This is a genomic window from Nonomuraea sp. C10, assembly GCF_008017515.1.
GTDB lineage: Bacteria > Actinomycetota > Actinomycetes > Streptosporangiales > Streptosporangiaceae > Nonomuraea > Nonomuraea ferruginea.
In genome coordinates this window covers 5,140,033-5,151,565 of record NZ_VPFF01000001.1, presented here as the reverse complement: position 1 = coordinate 5,151,565, position 11,533 = coordinate 5,140,033, and the positions used below count along the sequence as shown (strand labels likewise).

Below are 11,533 nucleotides of genomic sequence, written 5' to 3'. Positions count from 1 at the left end.
GTGCTGGCGGAGTCCGGTTACCAGGGGGTGTCCTTCGAGGAGGTCGCCCGGCGGTGCCAGACATCCAAGGCGAGCCTGTACCGACGGTGGGGGTCCAAGCGGGAGATGGTGATCGCTGCGGTCAAGGCCGGGCCCGCACGGCGCGAGGCCGGTGAGCCGATCGACACGGGCACCCTGCGCGGAGACGTGTTGAGCCTGTGCCGGCGCCTGGACCAGACCATGCGCGCCGCGGACAGTCAGACCGCGATGCTGCTCTTGCAGGCGGGTCTGGAGGACCCGGACCTGTGCGAGGCCATCGAGAACGCCGTCGGCCCAACAGGAGCCCGGTTGCCGCGACGGGTCATCGACACCGCGATCGCACGTGGCGAGCTGCCCGACGGCGCGGACCCTTTCGCCTTCGAGGAGGTGGTCGGTGCCGCCCTCCTGCTGCGACGGGTCAACGACCTCGCGGTCGACGAGGAGTACCTGTCCGCACTCGTCGACACCATCGTCATCCCAGCCCTGAAGGCATCGTCGGGGCGTGCACCCCTGCCCGCCGGGATCTTCTCCGGCCGCCCAGCCCTCACCGCCCATGAGACCGCCGCGCCTGACGCGAAGGAGAACGCATGACCACCCGACTGACGATCAGCGGCTTCGACTACCGGACCATCCCCGGCGCCGACGGCGTCAACCTCAACGTCGCCGTCGGCGGGAGCGGGCCGGCCGTGGTCCTCCTGCACGGGTTCCCGCAGACCCACTACATGTGGCGCCACGTCGCGGCGCGGCTCGCCGACGACCACACGGTCATCGTCCCTGACCTGCGCGGATACGGCGGCAGCGGCAAGCCGGACGGGAGTGACCCCGCCACGTACTCCAAGCGCACGATGGCTCAGGACATCGTGACGGTCGCCTCCGCCCTCGGCGTGGACCACTTCGGGCTCGTCGGGCACGACCGCGGTGCGCTGGTCGCCGTCCGCGCAGGCTTGGACCACCCCGCCGTCGTGGACTACCTGGGAATCCTCGACGTCCTGCCCACCCTCGACACGTGGGCCGTTCTGCAGGGAGTCGACGCCAAGGTCGCCTGGCACCTGTACCTGATGGCTCAGCCCGTCGGGCTTCCCGAGAAGATGATCCGCGCGGTCGCTCCGGAGTTCTTCGGCTCCTTCCTGGACGCCTGGGACCCCAGCGGCACGACTTTCACCCATGAGGAGCGCGCCCACTACATCGACAGCTCGGTCGCCGCGGTCGACTCCATCGTGGCCGACTACCGGGCCACCGCGAGCATCGATCTCGAAATGGATCGAGCCGACCGTGAGCGTGGTGCGCAGCTCGCGATGCCGGTCGGCGTCATCTCTCAGGACTGGGGCTCCCGGCTCGGCTTCGACGCCGCATCGCTGTGGCGGGCCTGGGCGCCGGACCTGACCTACCAGCCGACCGCGTCCGGTCACTTCATGGCCGAAGAGAACCCTGTCGAGATCGCCACCTTCATCACCACCCTTGCGACGCGCCCGAACGCGCGGAACCACCGAGTCGTTCCCGGCAAGTGATCGTCGCTGTCGGTGATGGCCGTGTCCTCGGTCGCGGTCGATTGCAGAGCCCGATGGGACGGGTTCTGGCGCGGCCGGGCTCAGGCGGTTTTCCGGACGTGCGACGCCTCGGCGGAGAGCGGCGCGCCGTCTTGGTCGAGTGGGTGGAGTTCGGGAAGCTCCCGCCCTCGGTCGTCGACGAGAACGGAGTGTGGCTCGTCCGGGGCGAAGGCGTGGCGCTCGCCCCATTGACGCAGGGCGACGACGGCCGTGAAGAGGTCCTGCCCCGCTTCGGTGAGCCGGTATGTGTGCCGCCTGCCGTAGGCGGCGGCGCTCTTGTCGAGGATGCCGTGCTCGACGAGCTTGCGGAGCCGGTCGGCGAGGATGTTGCGGGCGATCCCCAGTCGCTGATGGAACTCGGTGTAGGTCGTCGCCCCGTCCATCGCGTCGCGGATGATCAGCAGGCTCCACCGGTCGCCTATCAGGTCGACGGTCCGCGCGACCGGGCAGGCCGGGTCGGTCCAAGCGCCTCCTGCGGCGAGCGTGACGTCCACTGACTCCTCCGTGATGAGTTTCAATCTGCAACCATTATGCCCTTACCTTGGATAGGTTGCATTTCGAAACCTATTGGAGGGTGACGTGCCGTCAGGATTGGCCGGAAGGCAGCGGACCGTGCTCGCGCTGGTGTGCGCGGCGGCGGTGTCGACCATCTACGGCATCCAGCCGGTCCTCGAGGCCGCGGGCGAGGACCTCGGGCTGGGGGAAGGAGCACTGGGGTGGCTGGTCGCCGCCGGCCAGATCGGCTATCTCGCAGGGCTGGTGCTGCTGGTCCCGCTCGGTGACCTGTTCGACCGCCGCAGACTCATCACGGTGCACCTGCTGCTCACAGCAGCAGGTGCGGGGGTGGCCTCCGCCGCGCCCAGCGGTGGCATCGCGATCGCGGGCCTGGCCCTGGCCGGACTGTTCGCCGTGGTCGTCCAGATCACGGTGGCCTACGTCGCCACCGTCTCACCGACCGGCGAGCGCGGCCGCAACATCGGAGCGGTCACCTCGGGCGTGGTCATCGGGATACTCGGAGTACGGGTGGTCGCAGGCACACTGGGCGAGCTGACCGACTGGCGCACGGTCTACCTCGTCATCGCCGGGCTTTGCGCGATGCTCGCGCTCGCCGCCCGATTCACCCTTGAGGCCGACATCCGCCGCCCCCGAGCCCGGTACGGGCAGCTGCTGTCATCGCTGGGTCGTCTGGTCGTCGGCGACCGGCTCTTCCTCAGCCGGGGACTGGTCGCGTTCTTCCTGTTCGCCTCCTTCGGCACGCTGTGGAGCGGACTGGCGCTCCCGCTCGGCGACGAGCCGTGGCACTTCGGCACTACCGAGATCGGATTGTTCGGACTCGCCGGTCTCACCGGGGCGCTGAGCGCGGCCCGGGCCGGCCGATGGGCCGACCGGGGCCTGGCGCCCTCGGTCACCGGCTGGTCGCTGGCCCTGCTCGCAGCCTCATGGCTGCTGATCGCTCAAGCTCGGTCATCGCTGTGGCTGTTGATCGTCGGCGTCATCGTCCTGGACTTCGCCGTGCAAGCCGTTCACGTCAGCAGCCAGCACCTGCTCACCACCGCCCGCCCCGACCAGAGCAGCAGTGTCATCGGCGCCTACATGGCCTTCTACTCCCTCGGCTCCGCGCTCGGTGCGATCACCACCACCTGGGCCTACAGCGCCATGGGATGGCCGGCCGCCAGCCTGCTCGGCGCAGCCTACGCCGCACTCGGACTCCTCGTCGCCACCTCGACCCGACGTTTCACCGCCCCACCTCGGACGCAACAACCAAGTGCGTCCGTATCGGCATGCCCACCTGGTGGGCGTGGCCGTGCTGAGATATCCGGGTGAGTGAACGCAAGCCGTACGCGACGGACTTATCCGATGAGCGGTGGGCATTTGACCGAGCCGGAAGGTCCGGTCACGCGCCGCGGCTGCCTTCCCGGTAGTCCCAGGCCATCACGGTGAAGGTGAATCCGGCAGTCGTCGGACGGCGCAGCGGAAGGTCGCACTTGACCCTGCGCAGCACCTCGTTCCTGCTGAGGCCGAGCCCCTGCGCGATGAGGTTGTCCGGGCGCACTGGCACCGGGTCCTCGAACACGACCTGCGCTTGGAACGGCCACGGCCCGTCGAGCCACGCCGACGGGGTGTCCAGCCGCCAGGCCCCTGTCCAATCCAGGGTGAAGCGGTTGCGGCGGGCCAGCAGCGGATCCAGCAGCCTGGCCGCCACCAGCTTCGGGTCGTTGGCGTAGTAGCCCTCGAGCTCGACCGGATCGAAGGACCTGACCGGCATTCGCTCGTGCACGGTGAGCTTGCTCGTCCGGTCGCAGGACACGCAGCGGACCAGCAGCCACACGTCCAGCAGTTTGCGGTTGGCGTTGACACGGAACCTGCCCTCGCCGGTGGTGGCCGACTCCGACCGGCAGTCCACGCACCGCAAGGACAGCAGAGGCAGCCTGACCCGACGAACGATCCAGGGCAGCACAGTATGAGGTTGTGAAGACATGATCTCTCTAGACCTGACACAAGGCCGATTGCGCGCGGCCTCGAACGCCGTACGACCGGGCGCGCACGGGCAGCCCGGCAGAGCCGACGGGAGGGTCGGCTTGAAGGTGAGCGAAGAAAAGTGTCAGGTTAAAGAGCAGGCGGGGTCACGCGGTGCGTCCTCTGTCCTCACGACGACGGGCCGTAAGAAACGTACGGAAACGCGAAGGCAAGATCAAACGGTTTTCCGGCGGTGCTCGCTGGCAGGCTGAGCCCTCCGAGGTCCAGGGACGGTGCGAGTGGCTGTGCGTGTGCCGCCGCTCTTGCAGCGTCGGTGTCCGCCGGTTTCCGGCCACGGTCGGGGCAGCTCGTAGCGGTGGCCGTCCTGGTCGGCCTGCGAACGTACCTGGGACAGGGGAGTGGGCACGGGATCTCCCGGATGGTGGGGTTGAGGAGGACGCGCAACACGTTGTCGCGCAGGTGAGCCCGCGGTACGGCGCCGTAGGTGACGAGCGTGTCATGGCCGGCCCGCCACGTTTGCCCAGGGCCTGGGCCGCCTCTGCCACTGTCAGCTGGTCGATCACCACGAGCTCGAGCAGCGCCCGTTCTCCTTCTGGCAGGTCGGCCATGGCCGACAAGGCACGCCGGGCGGGCTCTTCGGCGTCGATGCGGTCGGTCAGGTCGGCGATGTCGTCGCCGTCCAGCAGCCGGCGCGCGACGACCCGTTCGACGGCACGGGCCTCGCGCTCGCTGCGGCGTCGTTGGACCGACAGCACGTTACGCGCCACTCCGTACAGCCATCCGGTCTCGCTGCCCTGTCCTGGCTGGTAGGTGTGCCGGGAGTGCAGCGCCGCAAGGAATATCTCCGCCGTCAGATCGGCCACCGTGTGCGGGTCGGCCACCCGGCGTGCGACGAACCGTGTCATCACGTCGAAATGTCGCAGGTAGAAGGCTTCGAAACCCTGCGTCCGAGCTAACGGGTCCGCCGGTCCCTTTTGGTCGAGCCGCAAGAGCTGGGTTCCCTTCGTCCGACAGTGCTTACACCTGGTACTTGACCGAACCCCGCGATGCGTTACGAGACGGTGCCGCATGCGGGTCGGTTCCCCTGTTCGCGGCTCGTCATGGCGCGCCTTGCTCTCGAACGGCGGCGCTTGATGATCACCTCCATCATGTGCTCCAGTCCGGGCCGTGCCCCGGGACGTGCCGCGAGCCCCGGGGCAGTGCAGAGCGGCGGTCAGTGGCCTCGTCTCTTCAGGATCGGGCGCAGGACCTTCTCGTACGCGTCGGCGTACGTCGCCATGCCGAGGTCGCTCGGGTGCGAGCCGTCCACCAGCTCCTCAGGTCCGGGGAGCTTGTCGGCCGAGAGGTAGGAGAGACCTCTGACGCCGGAGCGGCGCAGGTTCGTGTAGGCCGTGCGCAGGGCCGCCGCGTTCTGGGCGTTGCGGGTGCGGCGGAACTCGACGAACTGGCCGTCCCCGTACCGGCGGTCCTCGACGAGCACGATGGGCGTGTCAGGGCGGGCCGCGCGCAGGATGCGGACGAAGGGTTCGGCGCGTTCCGCGATCTGCTGCGGGTTCATGTTGGGGGAGCTGTCGACCACGTAGACGGACGCGTCGAGCTCGGTGAGCAGCTCGGCGATCTCGGGCTCCATCCGCGCGTTGCCGGAGAAGCCCAGGTTGACGGTGGGGACGTCGAAGCGGCGGCCCAGGAGCGCGGTGATGGACATGCCGGGCCTGGACGCCACGCCGCCCTGCATGATCGAGCTGCCGTAGAAGACGGCGGGCGGGGTGGTGCGCGGTGCGGCCCCGAGGAACTTGGCGCCGGCCCGGACGCCGATCTCCAGCCGCTGCGGGCTGTTGTACAGCGGCAGGTAGGCGGTGTAGAGGCGCTCTCCTGGGTCGACCGCGATGCCCATCTGCTGGTCGACGTTCTGCGCCGCCGGGTGCGTGTTGGCGAGCCAGGCGTCTTGTCCTGCGGGGGTGCGCGCGTACAGGTCCACGCCGCTGTGGCCGATGGCCGGCATGTGGTACATCGCGACGGTGGCCAGGCTGAGCCGGTAGCGGGCCCGGAAGATGGTCGAGTCGGTGACGAACCGGGTCAGAAGCCCCGAGGAGTTGCGGCTGCGCACCCAGACCTCGGGGGTCACGACGCCTTCGGCCTTGGCCGGGAGCCGGTCGTAGTAGGCCGCCGTGTCGGACCAGCCCTTGCCCTCGACGCCCCAGTGCGAGACGTCGTACCAGGCGATGTCGCCCTCGACGCTGGGCGTCACCTCGACGAACTCGGTGGGCCACGCGGCGGGCGGCTGCGGGGCGGCGGCGTGCGCCGGCATCGTCAACAGGCCGGGGACCGCGAGGGCGGCGCCGCCGGCGCCCGCGAGCCCGAAGAGATGACGTCGATTGACCATGTGGTTGCCCATCGGTGCTCCCTTGTCGGAACGATGCTGTTCAGGGTTGAGGCCGGTCGGGGGAAGGCGCGGGTCTGGGCAGGGTGGTCATGCGTCGGCCCTGATGCGACGATGATCGGACCCGGCCTGACGGTCGCGGCCAGCCGTGGGACGGAGGAGTGGCGGTGGCGTCGTCGCGCCCCGCCCTGGTTCACCGGAAGGTCATGATTCTTCGGTGACTGTAAGAGTTGGTATACAAGTCGTCAATACCAATCCATGGCTGTGGCGTAACATGCGGGAGAGGTGCGGGTGTCGCCTTGAAGGGGTTGGAGGGGGTGGACGTGAGCGACGCGGACGCTCGTCGCGGGCGCAAGCACAACATGGTCCGCGAGCGGATCATGAGCCTGCTCGAAGACCTCAACGTGGGAGATCCGATCCCGCCCGAGCGAGTGCTTGAAGAGGACTGCGGCGTCTCCCGGCTCACGGTGCGGCGCGCCGTCGACGACCTGGTCAGGGACGGTCATCTCATCCGCAAGCAGGGCAGCGGCACCTATGTCGCGCGGCCCACGATCACCCAGTCGCCGACGGCGTCGTCGTTCTCGATGGGGCTGCGCCGGCGCGGCATCACGCCCTCCACCCGCGTCGTCGGCGTGGAGCGCTCCGACGCGGGCGTCCGCATGAGCTGGCGGCTGCAGATCGCGCCGTCCGACGTGATCGTGACGATTCGCCGGCTGCGGCTGGCCGACGGCGATCCGATCGCGCTCGCCACCACGACGCTCCCCGACGCGCTGGTGCCCGGCCTGCCCGCCGAGGAGCTCGAGGAGAAGTCCCTCTACCAGTTGCTCTCCGACCGCTACGGCCTGAAGGTGGCGGCGGGCACGCAGACCATCGAGCCGACGGTGCTCAGCCAGGAGGAGTCGGCCGTGCTGGACGCGCCGCCGTACTCTCCCGCGTTCCTCTTCAGGACCGCGACCCGCACGTCCGACGGCGTTCCGATCGAGTTCACCCAGACGTTGTTCCGCGGCGACCGCTACATGATCACATCGGAGCTGGACCTCACGTCGACCCTGGAGGAGGACCTCGGACACCCTCGCGGAGTGACCCACAAGGCGACGTCTTTGGGATGACGACCCGTCAATTGGTCTACAAGAGATATTGACATCTCGCGTCACTGATAACACCATTTCGTGCATCGTGACCTTGCGTCCCTTCCTGCGGGCGCATCGATCCCAAGGCGGTCACTCATGCACAAGTCCCTGTTACGAGTCGCCGCAGGCGCGCTCTCTCTCGCACTCCTCATGCTCGGGTCGGCCTGCGGATCCGGCGGCGGCGACGACGCCGCATCCGCGTCCGGCGGCACGGTGACCTGGTACACGCCGATGCCCGAGGAACCCGCCCGGCGGCTGGCCGAGGCGTTCACGGCCGAGTCGGGCATCGAGGTCGAGGTGCTGCGGCAGAGCGCCGGCGAGCTCCTGGCGCGGCTGAAGGCCGAGGCCGGCCGCCCCGCGGCCGACGTGATCGGCCTGGCCAGCGGGGACGCCGGACCGCTCGCCAAGGAGAAGCTGATCCGGTCGTTCAAGCCCACGGTCGAGGGCATCGACAAGCGGTTCGTCGACCCCGAGGGCTACTGGCACGCCAACGAGCTCATCCTGATGACCGTCGGCGTCAACGCCGACCGGTGGAAGGAGGAGACCGGCGGCGCCCCGCTCCCGACGACGTGGGACGAGCTGCTGCGCCCCGACCTGAAGGGCCAGCTCGTCATGCCGAACCCGACGCTGTCCGGCACCGGGTACACGTTCGTGGCGACGCAGATCTTCCGCAACGGCGACGAGGCGGGCGCGTGGAAGTTCCTCGACGAGTTCCACAAGCTGATCGGCCAGTACACCGACAGCGGGGGAGCGCCGTCGCAGCTGGTCGCCACCGGCGAGTACGCCGCCGGCGTCTCCTTCGCTCATGACCTGCTCAACGTGCGCGGGGCCGGGTTCCCCATCGAGCTCGTCTACCCCAAGCCGACCGGCGTCGTCATCTCCGGCAACGCGCTCGTCCAGGGGTCGCCGAACCCTCAGGGCGGCGAGAAGTTCGTCCAGTGGCTCCAAGGCAAGAAGGCGTCCCAGATGATCGTCGACCTCGTCCACTCCTACCCCGTGCGGAGCGACGTGGACCTGCCCGACGGCGCGCAGGGTCTCGCCGAGCTCGACCTCGTGGACTACGACCCGGTGCGCGCGGGCGAGATGCGCGACGCGGTGTCCAAGGAGTTCGCCAAGCGGTACGGGGTCTGATGCCCGTGCCCTCGACGACCCAGCAGACCGTCGTACCGGAGAAGCGGACCGAGCGGGCCCCCGGGTCCCGGCCGGACTGGCAGCGGCGCAGCCGCAGACGCCTGCTGGCCGACCGGATCACGGTGGGCACGCTCGTCGCCTACGTCGCCGGCCTGCTCCTCCTCCTCGTCCTCGTGCCGACGGTCGCCATGCTGTTCGAGCCCGACGGCGAGGCCTGGAGCAGGCTCGCCGAGCCGCGCGTGGCGACGGCCGCGAAGAACACCGTCGTCATCGGCGTGGCCTCGACCCTGAGCGCCACCGTGGTCGGCTTCCTGTTCGCCTACGCCCTCAGCCGGCCCGACATCAGGGGCCGGGCCGTGCTGCGGGTGATGGCCCTGCTCCCGCTGATCTCGCCGCCGTTCGTCGTCGGCCTGGCGGTGCTGCTGCTGTTCGGGCGGCGCGGTCTGATCACGCACGAGCTGCTCGGCCTGGACATCAGCCTCCTCGGCCTCGGCGGGCTCTGGCTCGTCCAGACGCTCGCCTTCTTCCCCATGGCCACGCTGACCCTGCTGCCGACGCTGAAGAACATCGGCTCCACCCTGGAGTGGGCCAGCCGGGATCTCGGCTGGACGTGGTTCCAGACCTTCCGCCGGGTCACGCTGCCGCTGGCGTTCCCCACGATCCTGAACGCGCTGCTGCTCGTCGGCATGTTCGTCATCACCGACTTCGGCAACCCCGTCCTCATCGGTGCCGGGTACCAGGTGCTCTCGGTCGAGGCGTACGTGCAGGCGGTGGGCCGGCAGGACTTCGGGATGGCGGCGGTGCTGTGCGTGCTGCTGTTCGTACCGACGCTGATCCTCTTCCTGATCCAGCGCCGCGTCCTCGCGCGGCGCTCCGCGGTCACCGTGTCGGGCAAGACCGGGAGCCTGCCGCCCGCGCCGCTGCCCGCGGCGGTGCGGCGCGGGCTCCTCATCGTCCTCGGCCTGGTCAGCGTCCTGATGATCCTCATCTACGGGAGCATTCTGGTCGGCTCGTTCACCCGGGCGTGGGGCGCGGACTGGAGCCTCACGCTGGACCACTGGCAGACGGCACTCCTGCGCGGTGACGACATCCGCAACTCCGCGCTGTTCTCCGCCACGGCGGCGATCATCACGACGATCAGCACGCTGGTCGCCGCGTACGTCGTGCACCGCACGCGGGTCTTCGGCCGGGGCGTGATGGACGGGCTCGCGGTGCTGCCGTCGGCGATCCCCGGGACGATGATCGGCATCTCGTGGCTGCTCACGTTCAACGAGCCGCCGATCGCCCTGACCGGCACCGCGCTGATCCTGGTGCTGGTCATGGTCGTGCGGGCCATCCCGGTCGGCTACCGCACCGCGGTGACCACCATCAACCAGATCAGCCCGTCGATCGACGAGGCCGCCACCGACCTCGGCGCCTCGCGCGCCCGGGTCATCGTCCAGATCATGTTCCCCCTGCTGGGCGGCGCGTTCACCACGTCGCTCGTGTTCGGGTTCCTCCACGCGATCAACACGCTGAGTGCCGTGATCTTCCTGACCTCGCCGGGCATCGGCCTGGGCGCGCCCACCATCGTCAACCTCGCCGAGTTCGGTCAGTGGGGCGCCGCGACCGGCGTCGCGGCCGGCCTGATGGTGGTCAGCTTCGCCGGGCTCGCCGTCGCGAAGCTCGCCCTCGGCTCCCGGCTGCGGCTCTACGACCTGTGACACCTGCTGATGGAGATTCCATGATCGAACTGAAGTCGTTGTGCAAGTCGTTCGACGGGGTGCCGGCCGTACGCGACCTCGACCTCGTCGTCGGCCGCGGCGAGTTCCTCTGCCTCCTCGGCGCCAGCGGGTGCGGCAAGAGCACCACGTTGCGGATGATCGCCGGGTTCATCCAGCCGGACAGCGGGAGCGTGCTCATCGACGGCGTGGACGTGTCAGGGTACGGCCCCGACGCGCGGCCGACGTCCATGGTGTTCCAGGACTACGCGATCTTCCCGCACCTCACCGTCGCGGAGAACATCGAGTTCGGGCTGAAGGCGCAGAAACTGGCCAAGGACGAGCGGGCCCGCCGTACCGAGGAGGCGCTCGACCTGGTCGGCCTCACGGGACTCGGCGGCCGGCGGCCGAACGAGCTCTCGGGCGGGCAGCAGCAGCGCGTCGCCGTCGCCCGGTCGCTGGCGATCCGGCCGTCGGTGCTGCTCATGGACGAGCCGCTGTCCAACCTCGACGCGAAGACCCGCATCCAGCTGCGCACCCAACTGCGCGAGATCCAGCGCGACACCGGGACGACGATCGTCTACGTCACCCACGACCAGGAGGAGGCGCTGGCCCTGGGCGACCGGATCGCCGTCATGAAGGACGGCTCGCTCGAACAGCTCGGCAGCGGGCACGAGATCTACCTGGCCCCGTCCAACGGGTACGTCGCCGACTTCGTCGGCATCACGAACTGGCTGGCGGGGGAGTACGCCGGCGGGTCGGACGAGTTGTGGGAGGTGAACGTCGCCGGAGCGGTGCTCCGCGCGACGCCCGCGAGCACGTCGTCCTCCGTCTCTCCCGGCTCGCCCGTCGATGTGTCCGTACGCCCTGAGGACGTGTCGCTCAGTGAGGAGGACGCACCCGGTGCGGGGGTGCTGCGCGGTGTCGTCCGCGACGTGCAGTTCCTCGGCCCGGTCGTCCGCACCTACGTCGAGGCCGGCGGCTCGGTGGTGCTCGTGCACTCCGCCCAGAGCGGCTGGTCGCCGGGGGCGAACGTCCGGCTGAGCATCGGCGAGGGAGCGGCGCGGGCGTTCCCCAGGGTCGAGGGCGCGTGGCGCCCACCGGAAGCCGCCGCCCGGCCCGTCGTCGCTGCCGCGGCGAGCTGACCGC

11 protein-coding genes are annotated in these 11,533 nt (G+C 69.6%); 7 read left to right on the top strand and 4 right to left on the bottom strand.

Annotated features, from left to right (window positions below; translation table 11 throughout):
* Positions 1 to 609 carry a TetR/AcrR family transcriptional regulator gene (locus FR742_RS23770; protein ID WP_222709035.1) on the top strand — a complete coding sequence of 203 codons (609 nt, stop codon included), beginning with the start codon at positions 1 to 3 and terminating at the stop codon, positions 607 to 609.
* Positions 606 to 1,526: an alpha/beta hydrolase gene (locus FR742_RS23765; RefSeq protein WP_148032984.1), complete on the top strand. Its 921-nt coding sequence runs from the start codon at positions 606 to 608 to the stop codon at positions 1,524 to 1,526. The genes FR742_RS23770 and FR742_RS23765 overlap by 4 nt, the downstream gene beginning before the upstream one ends.
* An 80-nt stretch (positions 1,527 to 1,606) precedes the next feature.
* On the opposite strand, the gene FR742_RS23760 is transcribed toward FR742_RS23765, so the two are convergent.
* Positions 1,607 to 2,083, bottom strand: a complete 477-nt coding sequence (locus tag FR742_RS23760) for a helix-turn-helix domain-containing protein (protein ID WP_261808705.1) — start codon at positions 2,081 to 2,083, stop codon at positions 1,607 to 1,609.
* Between the two features lie 61 nt (positions 2,084 to 2,144).
* Here FR742_RS23760 and FR742_RS23755 point away from each other — a divergent pair, with 61 nt between their 5' ends.
* Entirely contained in the window at positions 2,145 to 3,389 is a 1,245-nt protein-coding gene (locus FR742_RS23755; RefSeq protein ID WP_148032983.1) for an MFS transporter, read from the top strand.
* Positions 3,390 to 3,459: 70 nt separating this feature from the next.
* On the opposite strand, the gene FR742_RS23750 is transcribed toward FR742_RS23755, so the two are convergent.
* The 3 genes from FR742_RS23750 to FR742_RS23740 all read right to left on the bottom strand — a co-directional run bounded on the left by FR742_RS23750 (position 3,460) and on the right by FR742_RS23740 (position 6,438).
* Positions 3,460 to 3,969: a DUF1062 domain-containing protein gene (locus FR742_RS23750; RefSeq protein ID WP_261808704.1), complete on the bottom strand. Its 510-nt coding sequence runs from the start codon at positions 3,967 to 3,969 to the stop codon at positions 3,460 to 3,462.
* A 220-nt stretch (positions 3,970 to 4,189) separates the two neighbouring features.
* Positions 4,190 to 5,032 carry a sigma-70 family RNA polymerase sigma factor gene (locus FR742_RS23745; protein WP_261808703.1) on the bottom strand — a complete coding sequence of 281 codons (843 nt, stop codon included), beginning with the start codon at positions 5,030 to 5,032 and terminating at the stop codon, positions 4,190 to 4,192.
* A gap of 224 nt (positions 5,033 to 5,256) precedes the next feature.
* A complete protein-coding gene (locus FR742_RS23740) occupies positions 5,257 to 6,438 on the bottom strand; it encodes an SGNH/GDSL hydrolase family protein (protein ID WP_148032980.1) in 1,182 nt (393 codons plus the stop codon).
* A gap of 308 nt (positions 6,439 to 6,746) precedes the next feature.
* On the opposite strand from FR742_RS23740, the gene FR742_RS23735 reads away from it, so the two are divergent.
* The 4 genes from FR742_RS23735 (at position 6,747) to FR742_RS23720 (ending at position 11,529) form a co-directional block, all read left to right on the top strand.
* A complete protein-coding gene (locus FR742_RS23735) occupies positions 6,747 to 7,532 on the top strand; it encodes a GntR family transcriptional regulator (protein ID WP_148032979.1) in 786 nt (261 codons plus the stop codon).
* A 117-nt stretch (positions 7,533 to 7,649) separates the two neighbouring features.
* On the top strand, positions 7,650 to 8,684 hold the full coding sequence (locus tag FR742_RS23730) for an ABC transporter substrate-binding protein (protein WP_148032978.1): 1,035 nt from the start codon (positions 7,650 to 7,652) through the stop codon (positions 8,682 to 8,684).
* Positions 8,684 to 10,387 (top strand): iron ABC transporter permease, encoded by a 1,704-nt coding sequence (locus tag FR742_RS23725; protein ID WP_148032977.1) that lies wholly within the window; start codon positions 8,684 to 8,686, stop codon positions 10,385 to 10,387. Before FR742_RS23730 ends, FR742_RS23725 begins: the two co-directional genes overlap by 1 nt.
* A 20-nt stretch (positions 10,388 to 10,407) precedes the next feature.
* The gene (locus FR742_RS23720; RefSeq protein ID WP_148032976.1) at positions 10,408 to 11,529 is read left to right on the top strand and encodes an ABC transporter ATP-binding protein; all 1,122 of its coding nucleotides are present in this window, start codon (positions 10,408 to 10,410) and stop codon (positions 11,527 to 11,529) included.
* Positions 11,530 to 11,533: the final 4 nt, after the last annotated feature.

Excerpts from the sequence above, each read along its gene's own strand:
- FR742_RS23725 (WP_148032977.1), top strand. The coding sequence starts at position 8,684 with ATGCCCGTGCCCTCGACGACCCAGCAGACCGTCGTACCGGAGAAGCGG.
- FR742_RS23740 (WP_148032980.1), bottom strand. The coding sequence starts at position 6,438 with ATGGGCAACCACATGGTCAATCGACGTCATCTCTTCGGGCTCGCGGGC.
- FR742_RS23765 (WP_148032984.1), top strand. The coding sequence starts at position 606 with ATGACCACCCGACTGACGATCAGCGGCTTCGACTACCGGACCATCCCC.
- FR742_RS23730 (WP_148032978.1), top strand. The coding sequence starts at position 7,650 with ATGCACAAGTCCCTGTTACGAGTCGCCGCAGGCGCGCTCTCTCTCGCA.
- FR742_RS23720 (WP_148032976.1), top strand. The coding sequence starts at position 10,408 with ATGATCGAACTGAAGTCGTTGTGCAAGTCGTTCGACGGGGTGCCGGCC.